The sequence below is a fragment of the Caulifigura coniformis genome (genome assembly GCF_007745175.1).
GTDB lineage: Bacteria > Planctomycetota > Planctomycetia > Planctomycetales > Planctomycetaceae > Caulifigura > Caulifigura coniformis.
In genome coordinates, this window is sequence record NZ_CP036271.1 from 4,378,488 (window position 1) to 4,401,522 (window position 23,035).

At 63.1% G+C, this 23,035-nt stretch carries 21 protein-coding genes and 1 tRNA gene; 14 read left to right on the forward strand and 8 right to left on the reverse strand.

Annotated elements, in window-relative coordinates:
• Positions 1-206: 206 nt before the first annotated feature.
• Complete coding sequence (locus Pan44_RS17680; RefSeq protein WP_197453419.1) at positions 207-1,214, reverse strand: restriction endonuclease; 1,008 nt, start codon at positions 1,212-1,214, stop codon at positions 207-209.
• Positions 1,215-1,691: 477 nt separating this feature from the next.
• Here Pan44_RS17680 and Pan44_RS17685 point away from each other — a divergent pair, with 477 nt between their 5' ends.
• Complete coding sequence (locus tag Pan44_RS17685) at positions 1,692-3,470, forward strand: tyrosine-type recombinase/integrase (protein ID WP_197453420.1); 1,779 nt, start codon at positions 1,692-1,694, stop codon at positions 3,468-3,470.
• An 81-nt stretch (positions 3,471-3,551) separates the two neighbouring features.
• On the forward strand, positions 3,552-4,784 hold the full coding sequence (locus tag Pan44_RS17690) for a tyrosine-type recombinase/integrase (protein ID WP_145031507.1): 1,233 nt from the start codon (positions 3,552-3,554) through the stop codon (positions 4,782-4,784).
• 3 nt (positions 4,785-4,787) lie between these two features.
• On the opposite strand, the gene Pan44_RS17695 is transcribed toward Pan44_RS17690, so the two are convergent.
• Positions 4,788-4,869 (reverse strand) — tRNA-Leu (locus tag Pan44_RS17695).
• Positions 4,870-5,308: 439 nt separating this feature from the next.
• Here Pan44_RS17695 and Pan44_RS17700 point away from each other — a divergent pair.
• The 3 genes from Pan44_RS17700 (at position 5,309) to Pan44_RS28335 (ending at position 7,497) form a co-directional block, all read left to right on the forward strand.
• Entirely contained in the window at positions 5,309-6,271 is a 963-nt protein-coding gene (locus tag Pan44_RS17700; protein ID WP_197453421.1) for a DUF1559 domain-containing protein, read from the forward strand.
• On the forward strand, positions 6,268-6,894 hold the full coding sequence (locus tag Pan44_RS17705; protein ID WP_197453422.1) for a HEAT repeat domain-containing protein: 627 nt from the start codon (positions 6,268-6,270) through the stop codon (positions 6,892-6,894). Before Pan44_RS17700 ends, Pan44_RS17705 begins: the two co-directional genes overlap by 4 nt.
• 297 nt (positions 6,895-7,191) lie before the next feature.
• On the forward strand, positions 7,192-7,497 hold the full coding sequence (locus tag Pan44_RS28335; protein ID WP_145035089.1) for a plasmid stabilization protein: 306 nt from the start codon (positions 7,192-7,194) through the stop codon (positions 7,495-7,497).
• Positions 7,498-7,591: 94 nt separating this feature from the next.
• Here Pan44_RS28335 and Pan44_RS17715 read toward each other — a convergent pair whose 3' ends face one another.
• Positions 7,592-8,797: a cofactor-independent phosphoglycerate mutase gene (locus Pan44_RS17715; RefSeq protein WP_145031519.1), complete on the reverse strand. Its 1,206-nt coding sequence runs from the start codon at positions 8,795-8,797 to the stop codon at positions 7,592-7,594.
• 439 nt (positions 8,798-9,236) lie between these two features.
• Between Pan44_RS17715 and Pan44_RS17720 the strand changes: the two genes are divergently transcribed.
• Positions 9,237-11,156: an SdrD B-like domain-containing protein gene (locus Pan44_RS17720; RefSeq protein ID WP_197453423.1), complete on the forward strand. Its 1,920-nt coding sequence runs from the start codon at positions 9,237-9,239 to the stop codon at positions 11,154-11,156.
• 154 nt (positions 11,157-11,310) lie between these two features.
• Complete coding sequence (locus tag Pan44_RS17725; RefSeq protein ID WP_145031524.1) at positions 11,311-11,685, forward strand: hypothetical protein; 375 nt, start codon at positions 11,311-11,313, stop codon at positions 11,683-11,685.
• A 9-nt stretch (positions 11,686-11,694) separates the two neighbouring features.
• On the opposite strand, the gene Pan44_RS17730 is transcribed toward Pan44_RS17725, so the two are convergent.
• Complete coding sequence (locus tag Pan44_RS17730; RefSeq protein ID WP_145031527.1) at positions 11,695-13,710, reverse strand: hypothetical protein; 2,016 nt, start codon at positions 13,708-13,710, stop codon at positions 11,695-11,697.
• Between the two features lie 136 nt (positions 13,711-13,846).
• The gene (gene nadD, locus Pan44_RS17735) at positions 13,847-14,554 is read right to left on the reverse strand and encodes a nicotinate-nucleotide adenylyltransferase (RefSeq protein WP_145031530.1); all 708 of its coding nucleotides are present in this window, start codon (positions 14,552-14,554) and stop codon (positions 13,847-13,849) included.
• 113 nt (positions 14,555-14,667) lie between these two features.
• Here nadD and truD point away from each other — a divergent pair, with 113 nt between their 5' ends.
• Genes truD through Pan44_RS28340 form a run of 3 tightly spaced genes read left to right on the forward strand, consistent with a single transcriptional unit; the run spans position 14,668 to position 17,094 of the window.
• The gene (truD, locus tag Pan44_RS17740; protein WP_145031533.1) at positions 14,668-15,732 is read left to right on the forward strand and encodes a tRNA pseudouridine(13) synthase TruD; all 1,065 of its coding nucleotides are present in this window, start codon (positions 14,668-14,670) and stop codon (positions 15,730-15,732) included.
• Between the two features lie 54 nt (positions 15,733-15,786).
• Entirely contained in the window at positions 15,787-16,833 is a 1,047-nt protein-coding gene (locus Pan44_RS17745) for a Gfo/Idh/MocA family protein (RefSeq protein WP_145031536.1), read from the forward strand.
• Between the two features lie 33 nt (positions 16,834-16,866).
• Entirely contained in the window at positions 16,867-17,094 is a 228-nt protein-coding gene (locus Pan44_RS28340; RefSeq protein WP_145031538.1) for an FmdB family zinc ribbon protein, read from the forward strand.
• A gap of 124 nt (positions 17,095-17,218) precedes the next feature.
• Here Pan44_RS28340 and Pan44_RS17755 read toward each other — a convergent pair whose 3' ends face one another.
• Together Pan44_RS17755 and Pan44_RS17760 are read right to left on the reverse strand one after the other, a co-directional pair.
• Positions 17,219-18,541 (reverse strand): NAD(P)/FAD-dependent oxidoreductase, encoded by a 1,323-nt coding sequence (locus Pan44_RS17755; RefSeq protein WP_145031541.1) that lies wholly within the window; start codon positions 18,539-18,541, stop codon positions 17,219-17,221.
• A 120-nt stretch (positions 18,542-18,661) separates the two neighbouring features.
• Positions 18,662-19,156, reverse strand: coding sequence for a MarR family winged helix-turn-helix transcriptional regulator (locus Pan44_RS17760; protein WP_145031544.1), 495 nt, complete (start codon positions 19,154-19,156; stop codon positions 18,662-18,664).
• 140 nt (positions 19,157-19,296) lie between these two features.
• Here Pan44_RS17760 and Pan44_RS17765 point away from each other — a divergent pair, with 140 nt between their 5' ends.
• From Pan44_RS17765 to Pan44_RS17775, 3 genes are read left to right on the forward strand one after another with little or no spacing between them, the layout of a single operon-like run.
• Positions 19,297-20,139 carry a MotA/TolQ/ExbB proton channel family protein gene (locus Pan44_RS17765; RefSeq protein ID WP_145031547.1) on the forward strand — a complete coding sequence of 281 codons (843 nt, stop codon included), beginning with the start codon at positions 19,297-19,299 and terminating at the stop codon, positions 20,137-20,139.
• The gene (locus tag Pan44_RS17770; protein WP_145031550.1) at positions 20,136-20,549 is read left to right on the forward strand and encodes an ExbD/TolR family protein; all 414 of its coding nucleotides are present in this window, start codon (positions 20,136-20,138) and stop codon (positions 20,547-20,549) included. Before Pan44_RS17765 ends, Pan44_RS17770 begins: the two co-directional genes overlap by 4 nt.
• Positions 20,550-20,564: 15 nt before the next feature.
• Positions 20,565-21,023 carry an ExbD/TolR family protein gene (locus Pan44_RS17775; RefSeq protein ID WP_145031552.1) on the forward strand — a complete coding sequence of 153 codons (459 nt, stop codon included), beginning with the start codon at positions 20,565-20,567 and terminating at the stop codon, positions 21,021-21,023.
• Positions 21,024-21,045: 22 nt separating this feature from the next.
• Here the strand turns inward: Pan44_RS17775 and Pan44_RS17780 are convergent, their stop codons facing one another.
• Positions 21,046-21,522 carry a GNAT family N-acetyltransferase gene (locus tag Pan44_RS17780; protein ID WP_145031555.1) on the reverse strand — a complete coding sequence of 159 codons (477 nt, stop codon included), beginning with the start codon at positions 21,520-21,522 and terminating at the stop codon, positions 21,046-21,048.
• A gap of 104 nt (positions 21,523-21,626) precedes the next feature.
• Here Pan44_RS17780 and Pan44_RS17785 point away from each other — a divergent pair, with 104 nt between their 5' ends.
• Entirely contained in the window at positions 21,627-22,946 is a 1,320-nt protein-coding gene (locus Pan44_RS17785; protein ID WP_145031558.1) for a Gfo/Idh/MocA family protein, read from the forward strand.
• Positions 22,947-23,035 lie beyond the last annotated feature (89 nt).

Below are 23,035 nucleotides of genomic sequence, written 5' to 3' on the forward strand. Positions count from 1 at the left end.
CCTGAAGCTGGACGCGTTTCGCAGCTTGCCCGACTAGAACACCCCTCGTAAATGGGATCATGTACTGGGATGCTGCAATAGCCGCCAGAGAGTGGCCGAACTCACCGGTTCATGGTGCGGAAATGGCAGCTCTCGTTCCCGGTTACCGCCCCGGTGATGCTGAGGACAGCAATCAACTTCTTGCACCCGATGCTCCCTCGCGCCAGTTAGCGTGCACCACCGCTCGGCGATGACATCACGTCCGCCATCTCGCGAAGCATCTGGACTATGTTCTCGCGCTCAGCTCTTTTCAGGCGGTGGTGTCTCGCGTCGCAGTATTCTCGAGAGTTCCTGGCAAGTCGCGTCGTGGTTGCAATTAGTCCTGACGCCGCCGCCCTGACGTTTACATCGGCCCACAGGGCCTTGACCTCGTTGATCTTTACCTCGTTCGTTCCGCTGTAGCGCTTGCATTGGATTAGGATGACTTCGGGGCCGGCAAAGACCCTGTCCTTTTCGAGGATGATGTCGACGCCGTCGTCGCCTCTGCCGGGCCCTATCTTGATCCTGTAGCCCAATCGCTTGTAGTACTCGGCCACCAGGTACTCGAACTGGCGCCAGTGGATCCTGTTGAGGTCTTCTCCCTGGGCGTTCAAGTAGTCGATGAACCGCTGGTCGAAGTAGGTCTCCGGGTCAGCCGGCGCTGCTTCGCTCTCGAACAGATCGTCGAGTTGGACGATGCCATTCCATGACTTTGAAGTCGGAAGCCTGTCCATCACGTTGCGGATAGCGAACGCCCGCTTGATGTCCTGCCATTCAGGCAGAAGCGTCAGGCCTCGCACATGCTCGGTGGGTTCTTCACTCATCCCGTTCAGAAGCGCAGAAAGGTCCTGAACTGCTAAGTACCCCGTGGGCAAACGAAAATCGGGTTCGTCTTCGACTTTGCCGAGTCGATGCAGATGCGCCCGCACGAACCGGATGAGGAGCCCGATACTGTCCAAAGGCTCAGAAATCGCACCGACGCGGTGCAGCAGCAAAACCAGTCCCGATTCGACCTCTCCGCCTTCGAGTCGGATGACATCGAGCGGATCTCCACTCCACCAAGGAGTCACGTTACTCTCGGTTCTCTTTTTGAGAAGCGAAACGGCCTTGGGGACTGTGACGCCGACTCCAGCCTTGATGCCAGTGAGCTCAACGATGGTGTCGAGGAAGTACTGTCGAACACGCGTGACATGCATGGCGAGGCAAAGAGATCGGAGGGAAGGGGGGAAAGAACTGGCACCAGCTAACGTAGAGGCCGCCCTGATGCCGTTCAAGAACCCCTGAGCTTTGTCGTTGACTCGCATCGCCCCGCTGTGGCACCGTCAGAATGGCGGATGCGTGAACAACTTTCGGCGAGCGAAGAGCCCCCTGAACGCGGCGGTCGCGCCACGAGAAAAAGGCGATCGCGCGGACCAGCGAAGCAGCAGGCAGCCCCAAATGCAGGCGAGCCCGCGTCGCGTTGGAGAGCGGCACCGTCCCCACTATTGGGGAAAGTGCCGCTCTCCAACGCGGCGCGCGATGCTTCTGTGTTTGAAGAGTGTAGTGTCGCGCCAGAACGGTAGTCGCGGACCGTTTGCAACTGAACCAAGCTGGCGTCTTCGATGCGCCGGCCCAAGCCTCTTTCGGGACCGCGACCCCGACTGAGGTTTTTTCTTTTGTCGATGAGGTCTGCCATGGTCTCCGTCGCGGAAACCAAGAGAGACGACACGCAGTGCAGAGCTGTCGCCCAACTCGCCGGTAACAAGAAAGCATCTTGCACCGCGCCGGCGACGCTCCAGGGCCTTCTGTGGACGCATTACCGCAAAGCTCATTCTCGGGCGTCCGAAGCAACGGTGATGCGGCTCCACTACGTCGTTCGCTCCGTTGATCGTTTCACCGGCAGGTTGACATTGGTCGATGATCTCACCGAGGAGCTGTTCAACCGATGGGTGGAGCACCGGGAGAACCTGGTCTCCGCGTCGACCGCGTATCACAACCGGGTAGACTTCTTGACGCTCTGGAGATGGGCCTCGGCAGCGGGCTATTGTTCGACACCGCTGCCAAGTTCGCTGCATCGAGTCTCCGCCGAACAACGGAACGATGCGGCCGACCAATCGGCTTCCGGGCTGACGCTTCGCCAACTTCTTTGGGACCGGTACGTCCCGAGCCGCCAGAACCTGAAGCCGAGCAGCGCCAAGCTCATCGAATACTCGGTCCGTTCATTCCAGCGCTACGTCACACGCCCCGTTCTCGTTGAAGAGTTGTCGGAAGACTTCGTGATGCCATTCCTGGCTCATCGCCGGCGGACAGTGTCGCTGGAAACGGCCAAACGCGAAGCATCCAATTTGTTGTGCCTGTGGCGATTCGCCCTGCGGAAGCGACTTTGTGACAACCCGTTGCCGGAGGATTGGGAACCGATTCGGCTGACGCGAAAGATCCCGCGAGCATGGTCACTGGAGGAGTTCGGCAGAATTCTTGATGCCGCCAGCCATCGTGCCGGGATGTTTCGAACCCTTCCCGTCCACGCTCGCGACTTCTGGACTGCGCTGCTGCTCTTCCTGTACGAGTCCGGCGCACGCATCGGAGCCACAATGTGCATGGAAACGGCTGATGTGGTTCTGCCCCGTGCGCAGGCGATTCTAAGAGCGGACTTCGCGAAGACTGGCATCGAGTCTGTGGTCGACCTTTCGCCCGAAGCCGTAATCGCGCTCCAGGCCATCTACGATCCCAATCGCCGGGTTTTGTTCGACTGGCCCTATGCCCGTCGACAGCTGTGGCTGGACTATCGAGACATCGTGGTCGATGCGGGGCTCGAGACGGTCAAGGGCGAGGGATTCCACAAGATTCGTCGGACTTCAGCGACGCAAGCGGTCATCGCAGCAGGATGGGATCATGCCCGAGTCGCTTTGGGACATAGCCAGGAAGCGATGACGCGTCGCTACGTCGACCTTCGGCAAGTCCCTCGACCGAAGATCCACCTGCCGCTCCCGAGCATCGTTCAGACGACCGCAGCGGCCAGCAGGCTCACCATTGCGCCAAGCGACGGGCGGCCCGTCGCCCTCATCGCTTATCGCCCTGATCTGGCCGGCCGCCCTGCTGAGCCGATCGAGCCCGTCGACTCGCGGCTGTGGGAATTCCGACGCGGTGGTTGGGCTCAATATGGCGGCGGAAAGTGGCTGCGAATCAATTCCAGGTGGTTTGAGGCGCTCAAGGTGCTGGCCGCGGGAACGGTGATTGACACCAATCGAGTGCAGCTTCTGTGGTCCCCTTCGCCCACGGATCCCATGCCGCCAAAGGCGATCGGCCGGGCCATCGGCAAGCTCCGCAATTGGCTCCGGCGCGTGATGGACGCGCCGGCCGGGTTCGATCCGCTCCCATCGGCTGGCAAGCAACCGACGCGATGGCGCCTTCAGCAGCCGAGCGCGTCGGTCTCTGATCACCAGGTCCCGTCTCCGCTCGATCACGCCGGTTGAGCAGCACACGCATCGAAATCCGCCAGGACGCGCGGGGTTCTACGCACGGATGCGCGCCCTCAGATCTCGGAGAGCATTCCCGTGTCACATGAAACCGTCAAAGTCCACGTCGTCAACTACGGTCGCGCAACGCTCTACATGAGGTATCTCGACCCGACGACGGGGAAGCATGTCGCGCGCTCAACAGGCACCAAGAAACAAGCGGAGGCAGAAAAAGCCGCCGGCAAATGGGAAGCGGAGCTGCGAGAGGGACGGTTCAAGCCGCGGTCGCGAATCACATGGGCCGAGTTTCGCCGCCGATACGAGGACGAAGCGCTGTCTGCTCTGGCCAATGGTTCAGCTGAGCGATATGGGACCGTCCTCGACGACGTCGAGTCGACGATCTCCCCTGCCCGGCCGGCCGATATGACAGCGGAGAAGATCAGCCAGTGGCAGCAGTCGCTTCGTGCCCGGAAGCTGTCTGAAAACACGATCCGCAGCTACTCGTCGACACTGCGGGCGGCGCTCAACTGGGCGCACGAGGTTGGCATGGTGCATCACCCGGCCAAAGTCCGAATGCCGGCCAGGGCGACCGTGGGCAAGGTGATGAAAGGCCGCCCGATCACGACCGAGGAATTCGACCGAATGCTCGCGAAGGTGTCCCTCGTCGTCACGGGGAAGCGGCCGCAGGGCGCGGCGGAGCGAGTCGCCGGGTGGGAGTTCACGCTTCGCGGTTTGTGGTGGAGCGGCCTGAGACTCGGAGAAGCGCTGGCTCTTACTTGGGATGGCCGGGAACTTTCAATCGACCTGGCCGGGAAGCGGCCCATGCTCCGCATCTCTGCGGGCTCAGAGAAAGGACACAAGGACCGGATCCTGCCGTTAGCGCCCGAGGCCGCCGAATTCTTCCTGGCGGTCCCTGAAGCTCATCGCACGGGGTTCGTGTTCAATCCCCTGTCTTCGCGTGGAACACGCTTGCCCGCCCGCGAAGCCGGACGAGTGATCTCCCTGATCGGTGAGAAAGCCGGGGTGAAGGTGAACGAAGGGACGTACAAGGGCCGATCGCATGTGAAGTTCGCCAGCGCTCACGATCTCCGCCGCGCGTTCGGCCTTCGATGGGCGGGTCGGGTCATGCCCGCTGTGCTTCAGCAGCTCATGCGACACGAGAACATCGAGACGACGCTGCGGTACTACGTTGGCTCCGATGCCGACGGAATGGCAGAGATTCTCTATGCCGCAGTCCCCAAAGCGCCGTTAGGTAACTCTTCAGGTAACTCTGCCCCTCAGCACGAAGAGGCCGCCGACCAAGCTTGCGACGCAAACCATGTCAGCGGTTGAAGGTGCGAGAGACAGGAATCGAACCTGCACGGGTTGCCCCACTGGATCCTAAGTCCAGCGCGTCTGCCAATTCCGCCACTCTCGCGTTGAGTGTTTTGCCCTAACAGGCCGAGTTCGGTTGTTCGGCTTGTTGTCAGTCGACACCTGCCTCCGCAACCGGACGCCTGAGAATCGACCTGGCACGGCGTGCGAAGTCTACCGCTCGGTCGCCAGTTTGGCGATCCCCCAACTGGCTGTGGGAGAGGAAGATCTCGGGGGACTGTTACGGGGCTTCAGGCGACAGTGCACCCCGGCCCGCCTTCCTGTCAGTTCAAACACGACGACTGCATCGTGGCGACTGCGTTCGAGTTGCGACCACTGGAGGCCGCGCCGAAGGGATTTGACGGGCATTGTGGGAATTCCACTGTCACATGGCCGCGACATTTGCGCCCTGCACTGGAGGGTGGGCGATTGCCCTCTCCGGGTACTATTTCCCGAAGTGCGGCGAACGACCGCGCACGGGGCACTCTCGGATCGGACGGTCTATGAACGACGGCCGCGGCTCGCGACGTGTTGGGGGCTTGGTCGATCCCGGCCGAACGCTCCCGGCGTTCACCCTGATCGAACTGTTGGTCGCCATTGCCGTGATCGCGATCCTGGTGTCGCTGTTGCTGCCGGCGGTCCAGCAGGCGCGTGAAGCGGCCAGGAAAACCCAGTGCCGGAACAACCTGCACCAGTATGGGATTGCCCTGCACAGCTACGTCGATACCCACAAGCTGTTCCCTCCCTCGAGCACGAGCGACGTGGAACAGGGGGGCTGGATCGACGCTCCCATCTCGCGAGACCTGCACAGCTGGCACATGATGACGCTTCCGCAGATCGACCAGTCGAACCTCTATCAGCAGGTTGACCAGAAGGTGTCATCCCTGCACGCCAACAACCGGGACGTGGCCCGCGTCCGGGTGCCGGTGCAGCGTTGTCCGTCTTATTCCGGTCGGACGTTCTCGGCCGACGCCAGCTATACGAGGTTCGGTCTCGAATACGCGACGACGAACTATGTCGCCATGGGAGCGACGTCGGCCGGGGTCATCTATGGAGCAAACACGGGGCTATTCGCGCCCGAGGGAATCCTGTTTCCACTCTCGTCGACCCGCATCGACGACATCACGGACGGAACGTCAGACACGGTCCTGCTCGTCGAGACACGCGAGGAGGACTATTCCGTATGGGTGGATGGGGGCGTCATGGCGGTGGTCGCGACGTTCTACGACGAAGGGAACTCACCGACCTATGCCGGCCGCGGGACGGCGCTCAATCACACGCCCTATTTCGAGTACGAGACTCCGAACGTCAAATGGGGACCTTCCAGCATGCACAGCCAGGGAGCGTTTCACTTATTTGCCGACGGCGGAGTTCGATGGGTTTCGAACACCATCGACCAACGGCTCTACCTGGCGATCGTCACGAAAGCCGGCAAAGAGCCGAACGCCGCGGGGGCGATCCAATGAAATTCCCCCTGGCGCTGATGGCCGGCCTGCTGATCTGTCTGCTGTCCGGATGCGGTCCCGGACCGGGCGACTGGATATCACAGGTGAAATCGTCGGACGTCACGGTTCGTCGCGCGGCAGCGGAACGGCTGGCCCAGGCGGCGCCGACATCGGCCGACACCGTCACCGCATTGACGGAGGCGGTGGCTGATGCCGATCCCGAAGTGAGGCGCTGGGCCTGTCGGGGGCTGGGACGTCATGGCGCCAGGCAGGCGGTCACGCCTCTCGAGCAGCGGTTGAGCGATCCGGCTGTTGCGGTTCGCCGGGCCGCGGCCTTTTCACTGCAGCTCGTGGCGCCGGAGTCGCTGGCCTTTCGCGAAGAGTTGCTGGCGGGGATGCGCGAGGGCGATGGGGGGCTGCTGGTGGCCATCCGGGGATTCGAGCCACCGGCCAGTTGGGCGGTTCCCGTCCTTCTCGACCTGACCAGAGATCGCAGGCCCGGAATCCGGCGGCTGGCGATCGAGGCGCTCGGGGAGATTGCACCGGCGATGGAGGCGCCCCGAAAAGCGATGGAAGCGGCCCGCCGGGATCCAGACGACAGGGTGCGCGAGGCCGCCAAGCTGATCCTGAACCGCAGACGCTGAGCCGTCACCTCTTTCGGCGGGCTTGCGTGGCTCGCGGTTCGGTTACCGGCCAGAGTGTCTGCAGAACGGACACGCTCCTGATCGATGGCGTGGAACCCCGGCGCGATCCCAAGGGAGCAATTTGCCGCGATTCTGCGGCCATCAAGGCAACGCCAGTTCGAAGTTGAAACGCGCGGACTTCTTTTCACTTTGATTCCCGAAACGACTGTGGCCAGCGCTCGTCAGCGGCATGACACCTGCATCGCTGGAGTCCGCTGGACGCGATGGGGAACGTCGAGTCGTGAAGGAGCCGCTGAGATGCCGCAGGGGGACAAGGGAAAATACACGGCGAAGCAGAAGCGGAAGGCCGAGCACATTGCTGAATCGTACGAGGAACGGGGAGCTTCAAAGAAAGTCGCGAAGGCCCGAGCGTGGGCGACAGTCAATGCAACGGACGGCGGCGGCAAGAAAAGTGGTTCTGGCCGCGGCAGGACTGAGAACAAAGCTCCGGCGACAAAGGGGGGACGCAAAGGGGGAGCGGCATCCGCCGCGCGACCGGCAGCAGCCCGCAAGGCATCTGCCCGGAAGGCCGCTCGCACGAGAGCGAAGAACCAATCGAGTTGATCCGGCGCGACCGTACGCGCGCGAGCCGCCTTTTGACCAGCGTCGCTCAGGTCGATTCCCCCAGAATCGACCGGGCGGCGCTGGTTCTTTCGTTTCAGCGTCCGAAGAATCTCGGCATGAGTTCGCAACCGCGGTCGAGCACCACGCCGCTCTCTGCAGCGGCGGGCTCGTCATAGGTTGTACCGCGGGCCTCGATTCCCGCGCCGCACATCGCGAACGGAACGTAGCCGTGGCTGTGCGTTTTCGTGCGGCAGAAGGTGGGATGGTCGGGGCACACGATCAGGCGATAATCCCCCTGCTCCTTCAGGTAGGCATGGAGCGGTCCGACGATATGGTGATCGATGTTCTCCAGGGCCCGCACTTTTTCGTCCGTGTGTCCCTCGTGGGAAGCTTCATCCGTGGCTTCGACGTGGACGACGATGAAGTCGGTCCCTCCCTTCAGGGCCTCGATGGCGTAGCGGCCCTTGGCGGCGTAGTCGGTATCGAGATACCCGGTGGCGCCGGGCACTTCGATGACCTGCCAGCCCAGGAGCCGCCCGATGCCCCGGAGCAGATCGACGGCGGTGATCACGGCCCCCTGCACTCCGAATCGGTCGGCGAAGGGAACAAACGCCGGCCGGCGTCCCTGGCCCCAGAGCCAGATCTGTGTCGCCAGAGGCTCGCCGCGCGCCGTCCGCTCGCGATTGACGTCGCAATCGGCGAAGAGCTTGGCGCTAGCATCCATCATGGCTCGGAGGTCGCAGGCTCCTGAGCCAAGAGGCAGGTGACCGGCGATCGGCTGGTCGGTGATGTCGTGCGGCGGTGTGGTCGTGGTGTCCTGCTTCAGGGGAGCACGTCCGTCCCGTGAGCGGTAGAGCAGCAGGTTTCGGTAGCTGACGCCCTGGTAGAACTTCCAGTGCTCGTCGCCGCAGTGCTGTTTCTGAAGCATCTCGATCAGCCGCGCGCCGTCGGCGTTCGAGATCTGGCCAGCCGTGAAACTCTTCATCACTCCCCGGTCGACGGTGACGAAGTTGCAGCGGACGGCCCAGTCGTCGGCTCCGAGCTCGATGCCCTGGGCCGCGGCCTCCAGCGGCGCGCGCCCCGTGTGGAACTGCAGCGGGTCGTAGCCGAACAGACTCATCGTCCCGACGTCGCTCCCGGATGGCATGCTGGCCGGCACGTGGTCGGCCAGACCTGTTTCGCCGAGACGTGCAATCGCGTCCATGTGGGGCGTGCGAGCCGCCTGCAACGGGGTTTTGCCTCCCAGCGAGGCCTGTGGCTCGTCGGCGCAGCCATCCGGAATGACGAGGGCGTACTTCATTGTGAGCAGGACTTATTGACCGGCCTGAGGCCGGTGAAAATTGGAACGAAGGTCGGGGCGCGTCGCATCTTCCCACGGCGGGCTCTATGTCACAACGGCGGATCGGACCGTCGCCATGCGTGAGAACGCAGGCCGTGCTTCCCGTTGAGGGGGAAGCACCAATGTTTGGGACATCCTTCTTTACCGCGGTCCCTCACTGAGCGATCATTCCCGGTTGAGCGGCAAAGCGTTCTTTAATTCGTGGCCAACTCTGATGACGCGCTGGTGGACGACGTTGCGCAGACTCTGCGCCTGCAGACCGGAAAATCGCAGATCGCGACGTGGAGTGGAGTCGTGCGCTGCGCGCGTCCAGTTCCTCGAGGATCGGCTCCTGCAAAGCCGTCCGAAGGTTGAGATCACCCCGCTCCCGGAACCGGCAGACTTCGAATCCGGCAGCCCGATGGTCCCGCCACTCCCGACGGACCTCGACCTGTCGAAGACGTTCCAGCTCGCAAGTCTGCCTGGCGCCACGAAAACGATCTTTCTCGACTTCGATGGGCACGTCACCTCGGGGACGTACTGGAACTCCAAGTACAGGCCGGGGAAGATCAGCATCGCGACTCCCCCGTACACCATCGACGACAGCTACGCGTTCAGCGACATCGAGCTGGCCACGATCCAGGCAATCTGGCAGCGTGTCGCGGAGGACTTCGCACCGTTCGACGTCAATGTGACGACGATTGAGCCTTCCTCGGCCGACCTGGTCCGCTCCGGCGTGGGCGACGATCGCTGGGGAATGCGGGTCAATATCGGCGGCTCCTACATGGACTGGCTGCGGCAGAAAGCCGGCGGCATTGCCATCGTCGGGTCGTTCGGCGGATCGGCCGACGTCGGAGCGTTTGTCTTCACCGAGCATCGCTTCGGGGCGGAGAAATACACGGCCGACTGCATCAGCCATGAAGTCGGCCATACGCTCGGCCTGTCGCACAAGGGAGCGCCTGGCAGTGTTTACTACAGCGGACACGGCTCGGGCGACACGGGCTGGGCTCCGCTGATGGGGGCGTCGTACAACCAGCCTCTCAGCCAGTGGAGCCGGGGGGAATATGCCGGGGCCACCAACCGCCTGGATGAACTGAAGACGATCACCACGGGCAAAGGCGTCAACTATCGGGTCGACGACTACGGCAGTTCGCGGACTTCGGCCTCCATGCTTCCGATCGACGGCATTGAGGGAGACGTGCGGCGAGTGCAAGTTTCCGGGCTGATTGAAAAGAACACCGACCAGGATTGGTTTGTGTTCGCCACAACTGGCGGCCTGCTGTCGCTCGACTTTCTTCCGGCCGCGCGGGGCGCGAACCTCGACATTCTCGCGAGCCTCTACGACGCCAGCGGCAATCTCGTTGCCTCCAGCAATCCTGCCGACCGCATTGACGCCCGCCTGGAACTCGAGCTGCCGGCCGGCGTGTACTCCATCATGGTGGACGGCGTCGGCGCCCGGAGCGTCAGCGACGGCTATAGCGACTATGGAAGCCTCGGACAGTACACGATTTCGGGAACGATCGCCGGGAGCGGCGCGGTCGCCGGCGAGCTTCCCGCAGGGGGCTGGATTTCCGGATCGATCTGGAACGATGTCGACCGCGATGGCGTGACTGACTCGAACGATCGCGGCCTCGAGGGGATTCTTGTTTTTCTCGACCTCGATGGAGACGGGCTATTCAATCCTGAGATCGAGACTTCCACGACGACTGACGCCGCGGGGCGATATTCCTTCTGCGGACTTGCCGCGGGCAGCTACCGGGTCACCGCGGGTCTGGCTGGAGACTGGCTGCCGACGGGCGGCGGCGTCGACTGGAACCGAACGGCCGTCGTGCCGGAGTTCGGCCTCGTGGAGAACGTCGATTTCGCGGCCTTCGTTCCCCCGCTGATGGTGGACGACGTGACGGATGTGTCCGTTGACGTTCGTTCGAAACAGACCCGGGTCGCCGGCGGAGCCATGCTCCACGATCCCGACACGTCGAGCTTCGCCGGTTCGCGCATCTCGATCCAGATGTCAGCCGGCGCCACATCATCGGACCGACTGTTCGTCGCGGCCGGAATGTCGTCGGCGGGTACGTTGACGATCGTCAAATCGACCATCCGCATCGATGGCCGTGCGGTGGCGACGTTCACTGGCGGATCGGGCACCAAGACGCTTGTCATTACGTTCAACGCAGCCGCCACGCGCGAAATCGTCGAGGCCGTGGTTCAATCCATTGCGTACCGGACGACCAGCAGCCGCGTGCCGCCCGTCGCCAAATCCGTTTCCATGTCGTTGCTGGAATCGAACGGAACCCGCAGTAACGTGCTTCTGAAGTCACTCAGCCTGTGGAAGAGCGTCTGACTCATCGTTGAATCAGTTCGAACCGCGGTCTGCGACCAACCCGGCCGAATGCGACGCCAGTGTTCCCGCCGGGCCGGTTCCGCGACGGCGCATTCCTGTTCGCTTACCATTCGGGCGACTCTCCGCCCGTCTGCCGTGAAGCGATCCTGAAACCATGACGACGTTTGCTGAACTTGTGGCCTCGCGACGCGCCTGGCTGACGGAGCAACTGATTCCGTGGTGCCGCGTCGCCCGACGGGCCGATCTGCTGCGTGCGGAACAGGAATGGACGGACATCGCCGGAAAGGTCGCCCCGGAACGCAGCCTGTGGCTATGGGCGTGGAGCCGTTTTCCTCCCCTGTATGTGGAAGGTCTGGGAGGGCTCGAGGAATCGTGGCCCGTCCGCATGGAACTGCGCGATGGATCGACGCTCGAAGGCTTCCCGGACAACCGGGCCAGTGAGCGGGGCCAACTGGTCATTCAGACCGCCACCGGGGCCACGCCGCCAGTTTCGATCGACGAAATCCTGACGGTTGAACGCATTGCCTGAGGAGCCTCGTCAGTTCTCCTGCGTTTTCTCTGTGGCGAGTTCCAGGAACTTGCCGGACCGGACAACGACCAACCGGCGGACAGCGAGCACGCCCTGACTCTGAGCGTCCCTGGTCTCTACGTTCCAGTACGCGACGCCGAACGGAAGTTCGGGCGTGCTCCAGCACTCGCTGCTGGTATGCACGACAGGAAGCCCTGGGGAACTGGTCTGCCGCGCTCCCACTCCGAACCAGGTGTCGCAGAGAAACGCGTCATTGCGGACGCCGATCCGCTGGTAACGCCGTCGTCCAGGCCGGTAGGCCGGCAGTACGGGACTGCCGTTCGCGGCGCCCACCGGCACTCCGCACAGCAGTTCCAGATCGCTGAGCACCTGCCGCTCGGCTGGCTCCCCCTCGGGCCAGAGGAGGAGGCCTTCTGACCGTCCTTCAGTCAGTGACTCCACGTCGACGATCAGCGTACGGACCGACTGAGTCGGGCGTCCCTCGTTCGAAATGAAGGCAATCTTCCGCCCTGCCCGATTCCCAACGGCGATCGGTCCACCGTCCGCGACCCGGAGCGTGATTGCGGAACCATCGACGCCAGCTCCGGAAAGTTCGACCCAGTAGTCGGGATCGGCCACGTCTCCGGCCGGCAACTGGGACAGCCAGCTGCGCCGCGGGAATTCATAGGTGATCCGCGGTTCGTCGTACTGACGGAAGAATCCGTGCGGATACAGGGTGGTAAAAATCCACGGCTGCTTCCAGGGCGCATCGAACGGGTGCCAGGCGCTGAACACCGAGGGGGCCATCAGCAGCATGAGAAGTCCCTGGCCAAACCGGTTTCCCGAGAACAGGTCGACCGCCGGCATCATCATCAGCAGCCAGAACGGAATGAGCCACAGCATCCACCGCAGCCCGACACTGACGCCGCCGTAGTTCCAGTTTTCGGTGCGTGACAGATAGAACCCCAGCACAATCACGGTCAACATCGCGCCCAGGAGGTGGAATGCCGCGAGTGGAGAAAGCCGCCACTTCCCGATCCGGAAGAGACCGATCAGCGACAGGAAGAAGATCGGTGTCAGCGACAGGATGCCGTGATGCCCCAGTGTGCAGTGGAACAGGTAGACGTAAAACGTGTCGGCGTTCTTATCGAGCCCTTTCGGCTCCTTCCAGTAACTGGGGACACCGTTCTCGTCATACTTGTACGGGCTGTTCTCCTTGTCGTACGACGCATAGGCCGGCTCCCATTGCCCCATCGCCATCTTGTTCGTCGCGAGAAAGGCCGCCAGCGGGATGATCGCCATCGGCAGGAACGCGAGGATCGCCCTTTTCGGTGTGAGCTTCAGAAGGATGACGAACAGGCCAGCGAGGAACGCGAGTGCCGGAAGCTCAAAGGTCACCGCGAGGCCGCTCATGAAGCCGGCGATCAGCATTCGCTGTGTGGTGAGGCTCCCAGGGACGCTTGCGATGGCTGCCCGCAAGGCGAACACCACGCAGCAGATCGCCGGCGTGTGGTTATTGAGTGATGGCATGTACGCCGACCACAACGTACCAAAACATGCGGCCGCAAGGAGGAAGTTGCGGGTGAACGAGATCTCGCCGTGGCGCCAGACGATCTGGGCGAAACAGCCGAGCGCCAGCGTCGTCGGCACGATGTTGAACAGAAACAGGATCAGCCGACTGACTGGAGTGACGGTTTCAAGGTTGTCGGGGTCGATCTTCCAGCCAAGGAAGGTCTTCGTCGCCCAGTAGCCGCCGGCCACGATCGTGGCATAGAGCGGAGGCTTGGAGGAATAGTAGTCGTCGCCGATTTTCACTTTGTCGATCGTATCCCATCCGCGATGGGTTCGGATCTCGTTGATCCTGAACGTTTGCCGTTCAACCAGGGACCAGGCCGTCGCCCAGCGTGAGCGGTCGTTCGCGCTCTGCAGCGGAGGCGACTCGAACAGGCGCACTGTCCCGAGCACCATTGCAATCAGGATCAGCAGGCGGACCCTGCCGCTGGAGTGCTCGGGGCGGGGAGGCTGTTTGGTCGTATCCGACGGCATGGGGAGCGGCGAAGCTGGGAATGGCGGGCGATCGGCCGGGGGGCCGATGCACGGAGAAGGACGTCATGGGCCTCGAAAAACTCTGCGCATGCCCGCCATGCGGAGATCCGTATCCCACAGAAACGGGCGGATGGGGTCAATGGGCAGCCTTCGGGGGGACAGCGTTTTCGGCTGTCACTGGAGTCCGGTAAAGCCGGTGGGCCCGGATGTATTGCTCCACGGCCCGCGGCGTCTGGAACCGGATGCTCCGCTCGGCGGCGACCCTCTGCCGCAGATCGGTCGCCGAGATGTCCATCTGCGGCATCGTGACGAAATCGACTTCGAAGACGAGTCCGGGATGACCCGTGATCTCCACATCCGCGGAGAACAGGTAGGGATTCACCGGCTCGGGCCTGCCAAACTGTTTGAAGCGGGCGTCTTCAAAGTCTTTGTCCCACGACCGGCTTGTCCGGTTCACTGCGACGATATTCGCCAGTTCCGAAATCGCCCTGGGGTCTCTCCAGGTCGGCAGGTCGAACAGCGAGTCCTTGCCGATGAGGAGAAACAGTTCATCCTCCGGCCGCTGTTCGCGAACCAGCCGCAGAGTATCCACCGTGTAATGCGGTCCAGGACGGTCGATTTCGAGGCGCGACACCTGAAACTGCGGCAGGCCCGCGATCGCCAGCTCCAGCATCTCGCGGCGGGATTTCGCGGGGGCGATCTCCACACCCGGCTTGTGAGGCGGGGTCCCGGTCGGAATAAACCAGACCTCATCGAGCCTCGCGACCTCCCGGCAGGTCTCTGCCAGGAGCAGGTGTCCGAAGTGGACGGGGTCGAAGGTTCCGCCGTAGAGTCCGAGACGCATATCGAAGTGGCCTGTTGATGGTCACGTTGTCATTTCGCCCGAATCTGTCGGGCATCCTGTGAGACAGCTTAATGGATCGTGAGACCGGGACTGGTCCCCTGCCTGCGGGAAACATGCCCGCCAGGTCAGCGATCGGGTATCTGACCCCTGGCGAGCTCTCAACCGGAGGGGAACTCAAGACCTCTCCCGAGGACTTCGTCGTCGAGGAGCTTCCGGCCTACCTCCCGGGAGGCGCGGGCGAGCACCTGTACCTGTGGATCGAAAAACGGGATGTCAGCGCCGATTTCCTGCTGGACCAACTCGCTCGTGCCCTGAACATCTCCCGCGGCGACATCGGGACTGCCGGCATCAAGGACCGCAGGGCCGTCACGAGGCAATGGGTCTCGGTCCCCGCGCGCTGTGCGGCCCTGATCCCTGAACTCGCGATCGACGGCGTTCGCGTGCTCGAGTCGGCCCTGCATGGAAACAAGTTGCGGACCGGCCACCTGGTCGGGAACCGGTTCGAAATCCGCCTCCGCGGGATCAACGACTCGGCCACGGCAGTCGTTCCGCAGCTCGTGGAACAACTGAGGACGCGGGGCATTCCCAATCTGTATGGCGACCAGCGGTTCGGAATCGAAAACCAGACCCTCTCGCTGGGACTGTCGATCCTTCGCGGCGAACGTTCTCCACGTTCGATTCCCTACGCAAAACGCAAGTTCCTGCTCAGGCTCGCCCTGTCGGCCGTACAGTCCGCCCTGTTCAACGAAGCCCTGGCCGAGCGCCTGCGTGCCGGGACAATCGACAAGGTGCAGACAGGGGACGTGATGCAGGTTGTCGCCAGCGGCGGCTGCTTTGTGGCGGAGGACCCGGCCGTCGAACAACCACGCCGGGACAGCGGTGAAACGGTGATCACAGGTCCGATGTTCGGCCCGCGGATGAAGTCGCCCGAGGGGGACGTCCGGGAGTTCGAATCGGGCCTGCTTGCCCGCTGGGGATTCGAGGCCGCGGCCTTCGAGAAGTTCCCCGATCTGACGTCGGGGACCCGCCGGCCCTACCTGGTACCGGCAGGCGACCTGGAGGCGACGGTGGATGGCGATGGGCTGCTCCTGAAGTTTCAATTGCCGGCGGGCGCCTACGCCACGTCGGTCGTGAGGGAATTCCTGAAGGGGGATCGCGGTTTTCCCTGCGGGCCGTAAACAGTATCTTCCCGGGCTTCAGTTCCCCGGACACTCGCCAGAACGGCGCTAGGTATGGCTGTCGAAAAGATTCGCATTGGCATCATCGGAGCAGGAGCGAACACCCGGCTCCGGCACATCCCGGGCTTCCGGGCGCTCAAGAACGTCGAAATCGTCGGTGTCGTGAACCGGACGCCGCAGTCGACCGCGCGCGTCGCTCAGGAGTACGGCATTCCGCAGCAGTTCAGCGACTGGCGCCAGCTCGTCGAAAGCCCCGACATCGACGCCGTCATGATCGGCGCCTGGCCGAATCTACATTGCGGCGCAACGGTCGCGGCTCTCGAATCGGGAAAACACGTCCTGTGCGAAGCGCGCATGTCGCGCAACCTGGGCGAAGCCAGGCAGATGCTCGAGGCCTCGAAAGCCCGTCCCGAACTCGTCGCCCAGATCGTCCCGAGTCCCTATGGACTCGCCTGCGGCCCGGCCGTCTCGCAGCTGCTCAGCTCGCACTATCTCGGGACGCTGCGGGAGGTGATCGTCATCGGGGCCGATGACCAGTTCTGGGATTACAGCAAGCCCCTGCACTGGCGTCAGGACGAAAAGATCAGCGGGAAGAACGTGCTGTCGCTCGGGATTCTCCACGAAACGCTGATGCGCTGGGTTCCCCCGATCAAGAAACTTTACGCCCAGGGGACGGTCGTCGAAGAGACCCGGCCCGTTCCTGAAGAATCGCGGATGGCGAACTGCACCGTCCCCGACAACCTGCAGGTTGTGGCCCAGTTCGAGAACAACATCCGCGGGATTTACCACATGAGCGGCGTCGCCATGTTCGGCCCCGGGAAGCAGATTCACCTCTACGGAAGCCGCGGCACGATCCGCATCTATTTCGGGGAACGCGAACGGGTGATGATCGGCCATTCCGGCGAAGCGGCGATGCACGAGGCGACCATCCCGGATGACATGCTGGGCCGCTGGCGCGTCGAGGAAGAGTTCATCGGGGCGATCCGCGGGACGGAGTCCGTGAAGCTCAATGACTTCGCCACGGCGGTAAAGTCCATGGAGTTTGTGGAAGCGGTCGCCGTCAGCCGGGCCGAAGACCGATCCGTCACGCTGCCGCTCTGATCCGCCCATCAAGTCTTCTGTTTCGCCACGCCGATGCCACTCTTCGAATTCCACTGCCCGCCGTGCAGGTCCCAGTTCGAGCTGCTTGTTCGCAACAGCGAGAAGCCCGCCTGCCCGGAATGCGGGAGCGTGAAGATTGAAAAGCTCCTGAGTGCCCCGGCCCGTCCGTCGGCGAATGGATCGTCGCTGCCGATCGCCTCCAGTTGCCCGCCGCCGTCCCACGGACCGTGCGGGACCGGCTGTTGCCGGCTGCCCGGTTGAGTCCTCCTCGCCCGACAATCGACGGCCGCGCTTCCCCACGGGAAACCCCGTTGCGCGTCGAACCAACGAAAAAGGGACAGGCCCCGGGCCTGTCCCTTTTTTTGCATTCCGGCCGCAGGGCCGTTCAGCGCAGCTCTCCTTCGGGGAGGAACAGCTCGTTCACCTTATTGTCGCGAATCACCTCCGGCGGCTCATCGTTCCACTTCGGGATTTCGTGCTTTCCTTCCACGTAGGTCGATTCGAGCGGCGCCCAGATCTCGTCGACCCGGTCGTCAAACAGGTCGCCGATCAGCAGGTCGGTAATCATGTTCCGGTACTGCGGAAACTTCTTGATGAACCGGCCGAAGCTGAACCCGTCGTAGTATTCGCACACGAGCCGCCGCATGCGGTCGACCCCCTTGTTGAAATTCTCACTCCAGGCGCCGAGCTTCTCGCCTGACGTATCGCCTGCGGCGATGCCATCGGCAATCGCATCGCCCGCCAGTTCGCCCGACTTCAGGGCGAGCAGCACGCCCGACGAGTAGAGCGGGTCGAGGAATCCATAGGCGTCGCCGACCATCACCCAGCCATCGCCGGCGGCCTTGCTGGAACGATAGGAGTAATCCTTCGTGGCGAAGTAGCCGGTCGCCCGCTCCGCCCCCTCGATCCGCCGTTTCACGGCGGGGCAGCGCTCCACTTCTTCGTTGTACACCTGCTCGTGGGAGCCACGACCTTTGAAGAGATCGTCGAACGGGGCGACCACGCCCACGCTCATCGTGCCGTCATGCTGCGGGATGTACCAGAACCAGCCCTTCTTGTCGGGTGTCTGGATGACGACCGTCGCTCCCTCGTCACGGCCGGTGTCGCGATACGCCCCCCTCCAGTACGTCCAGATTGCTCCCTTGTTGAGAATCGGATCCCACTTCCGGAGTTTGAGGCGGTTCTGCAGCATCGTCGACTGGCCGCTTGCGTCGACGACGGCCTTCGCACGGACTTCCCGCGTCTCGCCATCCTGCTGCACCTTTACGCCAACTGCCCGTTCCCCTTCGAAGAGCACCTCCAGCACGCGGGCCGGCTGATGCACATTCACGCCATGCTCGCGGGCGTTGTCGAGCATCATCGTGTCAAAGTCGCTCCGGATGACCTGCCAGGTCTGCGAACACTCATGCGGCTTGTTGTCGTGGAAGTAGAACGGGGCCGATTCCTTCCCCTGCGAATTGACGAACTGCACGCTGTATTTCTTGACGAAGGCGCTCTTCTTCATCTTGTCGAGCATGCCGATTCGCTTGAAGACCCAGTAGGTCTCGGGAATCAGCGACTCGCCGATGTGGAACCGGGGATAGAGATCGCGCTCGAACAGCTCGACCTTCAGGCCTCGGTCGGCGAGCACTGTCGAAACCGTCGAGCCGCCCGGCCCGCCGCCGATCACGACCACATCCGTCTCAGTCACCTTCGCTGCAGCCATCATCAAGACCTTCGTGAGGAATGAAAAAGCCCGGCTTCTCAGTTCACATGCGAAGCCGAGAGTCGAATTGGAATCGGCGATTCGCGTCAGAGAACGGGCTTTTCGGCCCGGCCTCAGACGCACTCACTGCCAGACACTCTGCTCGCCCTCATGAACCGAACGGGCCGACCGCAACAGCGTCGAAAGGCTCTTCAGGTCCGTTTTCGAGAGATGTCCCAGCTGCTTTTCGTGACACTTCCGCAGAGGCTCGCTCAGAGCTTCCAGCAACTTCACGCCGGCCTCGGTCAAACCGACATGCACCACTCGCCGGTCTTCCGGAGGCCGCTCACGGTGAACGAGGCTGCGTTGCTCGAGCTTGTCCAGCATGCGGGTGATGTCGGGGGCCCGGGAAACAAGGCGGCCGGCGAGTTCAAGCGTCGGCAGGGCGGCTGGGAACACATTTCCAAGGAGCCGCAGGAGGTTGTATTGCTGGGCCGTCAGTTCGTAGCGGGCAAAGAGTTCATCTTCGAAGGCCTTGAGGCGATCGTAAGTCCGCCAGAGTCCGAGGAAGACTTCCTGTTCGAGCGAATCGAATTTCGCCGGCGGACGCTTCGGGGAGGGGGCGGCATGTTTGACCATACTCTCACAATAGCTGTTGGAACGACTATTGTCCAGACGAGAAGTGGGCGGTGGCCACCCTGCCAAAAGCGGTCTGACCCTCGATCGCCACATTCGCTAGCATCTTGGTCGTTTTGGAACGGAACTCCAGAGAATCCCTCATGCAACGCCTCCGGACGTGGCGAACGCTGCTTGTCATCGCTGCGGCCCTGATCCTCCTGCTGGCCGGGCCGATCGACGCCTTTGCTGCCGAAGATGCCCCAGCGCGTCACGGCGCCATCTTCCAGGAAGGGCGTCTCAACGTCCGTGAACTTCTCCGCGCCGGCGGGCTCATCGGGTACGTCACCATCTTCCTCAGCCTCGGAATGGTGGCCCTCATCGTCGAGCAGGTGCTCACGGTCCGTCGGGGAACCCTGATGCCCCGCGGCCTCCCCGAAGACGCCCACAAGCTAATCTCGGCCGGGAAGTATCCCGAGGCCGAAGCCCTCACCCGCGACCATCCCAGCTTTCTGGGGTTCCTCATCGCGACGGGTCTGCAGGATGTCGATCTTGGCTATGCCTCCGTCGAGAAGGCGATGGAGGACGCGGCCGTCGAACAGTCGGCCCGCCTCCTGCGCAAGGTCGAGTACTTCACCGTCATCGCGGCCGTCGGCCCCCTCCTCGGGCTGATGGGAACCGTCTGGGGCATGATCCAGGCGTTCGCCGAATTCGCAGAACGCGCCAACCCGAGCCCGGCCGATTTCGCCCCCTCTATTTCCGAAGCACTCGTCACGACGTTCTTCGGAATCTCCGTCGCTGTGCCGGCCGTCTGTTGCTTCGCCTTTTTCCGCAACCGGGTCGACGAACTGACTGCGGAAGCCACGATCACCGCCGGTCACGTTATGGCCCCTCTCAAGCGGGCACTGGTCACCCGAGCCCGCCCGGTCGCGCCGGCCGCTGTGCGTCCCGACGCCCCACGGCCAGCCGTTCCGCCGGTGGTCGCGGAGCGGGAGCCGCGGCGATGAGAGTTCCGGTTCGCAGGCGGCGCGGCGACCTGGGGTTCAATCTCACTCCGATGATCGATGTCGTCTTCAACCTGATCGTCTTTTTTCTGGTCGCCTCACATTTTTCGCACGCCGAAAGTGAAGCCCCGATCTCGCTGCCGGTCGCCAGCCAGGCCGGTTCCAACAACGTCGATCCGAACCGGCTCACAATTACGGTCACGGCGACTGGCGAGTGGAGCGTCGCCGGCCGCGCGGTGACGCTCGAGGAAATCGACACCATGATCCGCGGCGGTGCGGAAGCGAATCCCGTCAACTACAGCGTGCACATCCGGGGGGACCGTGCGGTCCGCTACGAGTTCATCGAGCCGCTGCTTCTCGCCAGCGCTCGGAACAATGTGACCAGCGTCCGCTTCAACGTCGTCAGTCCCTGATTCACCGAATCCCACGTGCGCGCACCCCGAAGTTCACTGGCTGGCCTCGATCGCGATTATGGCGGAATGACGCCGATGATCGACGTCGTGTTCAACCTGCTGATTTTCTTCGTTGTCGGCGCGGGCTCGTTTGCGGCCGACAAACTGCTGGCCACGAAGCTCTCCGCCTCGAGCGGCAAGGTCACGTCGGCCCAGGCCGCGACGGAACGACCCGCCGGGGCGGTCACGGTCAACCTGGCGCTCAAGCTCGATCGTGCGGGGCACGCCGTCGTCGACATGAACGGCACGACCTACAGCGACCGGCAGCATCTGAAATCGCAGTTAAGGGCGCTCGCCGAAATCCGCCCGGACAGCCCAATCAATCTCGACGTCGCGTCGGACGTGGCGCTGGGCGACATGATCGACATCTACGACGCCTGCCGGGCGGCCGGATTTGAAACGATCAACTTCGTGACGGACGCTCCGGCCGGATAATTAAAGGCCGCATGGAGGGGCTTCAGGATTTCGCCAGCGCGGCCCCGTCCAGCCGGAACAGTCGCCAGTCATCCAGCATGCGAGCGCCGCGGGCCTTGTAGAACGTGATCGCCCGTTCGTTCCAATCGAGCGCCGACCATTCCAGGCGGCCGCAGCCGCGCTCCTGCGCCAGCTTCACGACATGCTCGAACAGCTGCGACCCGAAGCCCTGCCCCCGATGTTCCTCCTCGATGTAGAGGTCTTCGAGGTAAAGTCCGGGTTTGCCAAGAAATGTTGAAAAGGTTTGAAAAAGCGTCACGTATCCGATCGCCGTGCCGTCCCGTTCCCCCAGCCAGATTTCGGCGGATCGGGTTTTCCCGAACAGGGCTTTCTCGAAATCGTCAGTCGTCGCAACGAACTGGTCTTCCAGCTTTTCGAAACGGGCCAGTCCGCGGACGAGCCTCAGGATCTCCGGCAGATCGGACTGGAGTGCGGGGCGGATGGTGATCGATGAGGACATGGACGATTCCGCGGGTTGAAATGCGGCACACTTTCGCAGCACGGCCCGCCGGTTACCATCGCAGCTCCTCCTGTTGGTTTTGAAGCCCTTCCAGTCGGAATCCCATGCCGCACTCCCCCCTTCGCCCCACCCGTCGCCAGTTCCTCGGGACCTCCGCAGCGATGCTGGCCCCTTTCGCGTTTCCGACCGTCGGACGCGCCATGGCCAACTCCAAGGTCAACATCGCCTGCATCGGCGTCGGCGGCAAAGGGGCGAGCGATCTGAAGGAGGTCGCCGTCGGCCATAACATCGTCGCCCTGTGCGATGTCGACACCGATCGCCTCGAAACGGCCGCGAAGAACTTCAAGGAGGCGAAGAAGTTCCAGGACTGGCGTGAAGTATTCGACATGAAAGGGATCGACGCCGTCACTGTGTCGACGCCCGACCACATGCATGCCCCCGTCACGTTGACGGCCCTCAGGCTCAAGAAGCACTGCTACACGCAGAAGCCGCTGACGCATTCGATCCACGAGGCCCGCGTTCTGACGAAGGCCGCCGCCGAAGCGGGCGTCGTCACCCAGATGGGGACGCAGCACCACGCCACCAAACGCCTCAAGATCGCCGTCCAGACGATCCGCGACGGCGTCATCGGCAAGGTGTCGGAAGTTCACTGCTGGACCGATCGTCCGGGCACCTTCTGGAAGCAGGGACTCGAACGTCCGGCCACCAGCGACACGCCGCCGGCCAACCTCAACTGGGACATGTTCCTCGGCGTCGCTCCCGAGCGGCCGTTCGTTGCCAAGCTCTACCACCCGTTCCACTGGCGCGGCTGGTGGGACTTCGGCACCGGTGCCCTGGGCGACATGGGGTGCCACATCATGGATCCCGTGGTGAACGCCCTCGAACTTGGCGCGCCGACGACGGTGAAAGCCGAAGGCGGTCCGCTCCTGCCGGAAAGCGGCCCGACCAGCTGCAAGGTGGACTACGAGTTCCCGGGCACGAAGCACACCACGGCCACCGTGAAGGTCACCTGGTACGAAGCCGGCGCCCAGCCGCCGCGCGAAATCTTCCAGGCTCCGGCCGACTGGAAGAACGACACCAACGGAGTGTTGTTCCGCGGCGAGAAGGGGAACCTGTTCGTCGGCTTCCCGATCATGCCGAAGCTCTTCCCGGTCGCCGACTTTGAAAATCACAAGTGGCCCGAACTGGAAGACCACAACCACTACCAGGAGTGGACGAGCGCCATCGCCAACGGCGGAAAGACTGGCTGCCCGTTCTCCTATTCCGGCCCGCTCACCGAGACGGTCCTCCTGGGGAACGTCGCCTTCCGGGCCGCCGCGACGATCAACTGGGACAGCGCCAACCTGAAAGCGACCGGACTTCCGGCCGCCGACAAGCTGATCCGCCGCCAGTATCGCAAGGGCTGGGAAGTGGAAGGCCTTTAAGGCCGCGTCCGCGAATCCCTGTGATTCCAAACCTCTGGCAGCCGCGTGCTGCCAGAGGTTTTTTGTTCCAGTGTGACCATGCGGCCTGT

What these genes read in the sequence shown, in the direction of transcription:
- Pan44_RS17700 (WP_197453421.1), top strand. Translation starts at nt 5,309, where the DNA reads ATGAACGACGGCCGCGGCTCGCGACGTGTTGGGGGCTTGGTCGATCCC.
- Pan44_RS17760 (WP_145031544.1), bottom strand. Translation starts at nt 19,156, where the DNA reads ATGGTCAAACATGCCGCCCCCTCCCCGAAGCGTCCGCCGGCGAAATTC.
- truD (WP_145031533.1), top strand. Translation starts at nt 14,668, where the DNA reads ATGCCCGCCAGGTCAGCGATCGGGTATCTGACCCCTGGCGAGCTCTCA.
- Pan44_RS17770 (WP_145031550.1), top strand. Translation starts at nt 20,136, where the DNA reads ATGAGAGTTCCGGTTCGCAGGCGGCGCGGCGACCTGGGGTTCAATCTC.
- Pan44_RS17765 (WP_145031547.1), top strand. Translation starts at nt 19,297, where the DNA reads ATGCAACGCCTCCGGACGTGGCGAACGCTGCTTGTCATCGCTGCGGCC.
- Pan44_RS17730 (WP_145031527.1), bottom strand. Translation starts at nt 13,710, where the DNA reads ATGCCGTCGGATACGACCAAACAGCCTCCCCGCCCCGAGCACTCCAGC.
- Pan44_RS17755 (WP_145031541.1), bottom strand. Translation starts at nt 18,541, where the DNA reads ATGATGGCTGCAGCGAAGGTGACTGAGACGGATGTGGTCGTGATCGGC.
- Pan44_RS17685 (WP_197453420.1), top strand. Translation starts at nt 1,692, where the DNA reads ATGGTCTCCGTCGCGGAAACCAAGAGAGACGACACGCAGTGCAGAGCT.
- Pan44_RS17680 (WP_197453419.1), bottom strand. Translation starts at nt 1,214, where the DNA reads ATGCATGTCACGCGTGTTCGACAGTACTTCCTCGACACCATCGTTGAG.
- Pan44_RS17780 (WP_145031555.1), bottom strand. Translation starts at nt 21,522, where the DNA reads ATGTCCTCATCGATCACCATCCGCCCCGCACTCCAGTCCGATCTGCCG.
- Pan44_RS17705 (WP_197453422.1), top strand. Translation starts at nt 6,268, where the DNA reads ATGAAATTCCCCCTGGCGCTGATGGCCGGCCTGCTGATCTGTCTGCTG.
- Pan44_RS17785 (WP_145031558.1), top strand. Translation starts at nt 21,627, where the DNA reads ATGCCGCACTCCCCCCTTCGCCCCACCCGTCGCCAGTTCCTCGGGACC.
- Pan44_RS28335 (WP_145035089.1), top strand. Translation starts at nt 7,192, where the DNA reads ATGCCGCAGGGGGACAAGGGAAAATACACGGCGAAGCAGAAGCGGAAG.
- Pan44_RS17745 (WP_145031536.1), top strand. Translation starts at nt 15,787, where the DNA reads ATGGCTGTCGAAAAGATTCGCATTGGCATCATCGGAGCAGGAGCGAAC.
- Pan44_RS17720 (WP_197453423.1), top strand. Translation starts at nt 9,237, where the DNA reads ATGGTCCCGCCACTCCCGACGGACCTCGACCTGTCGAAGACGTTCCAG.
- Pan44_RS17725 (WP_145031524.1), top strand. Translation starts at nt 11,311, where the DNA reads ATGACGACGTTTGCTGAACTTGTGGCCTCGCGACGCGCCTGGCTGACG.
- nadD (WP_145031530.1), bottom strand. Translation starts at nt 14,554, where the DNA reads ATGCGTCTCGGACTCTACGGCGGAACCTTCGACCCCGTCCACTTCGGA.
- Pan44_RS28340 (WP_145031538.1), top strand. Translation starts at nt 16,867, where the DNA reads ATGCCACTCTTCGAATTCCACTGCCCGCCGTGCAGGTCCCAGTTCGAG.
- Pan44_RS17715 (WP_145031519.1), bottom strand. Translation starts at nt 8,797, where the DNA reads ATGAAGTACGCCCTCGTCATTCCGGATGGCTGCGCCGACGAGCCACAG.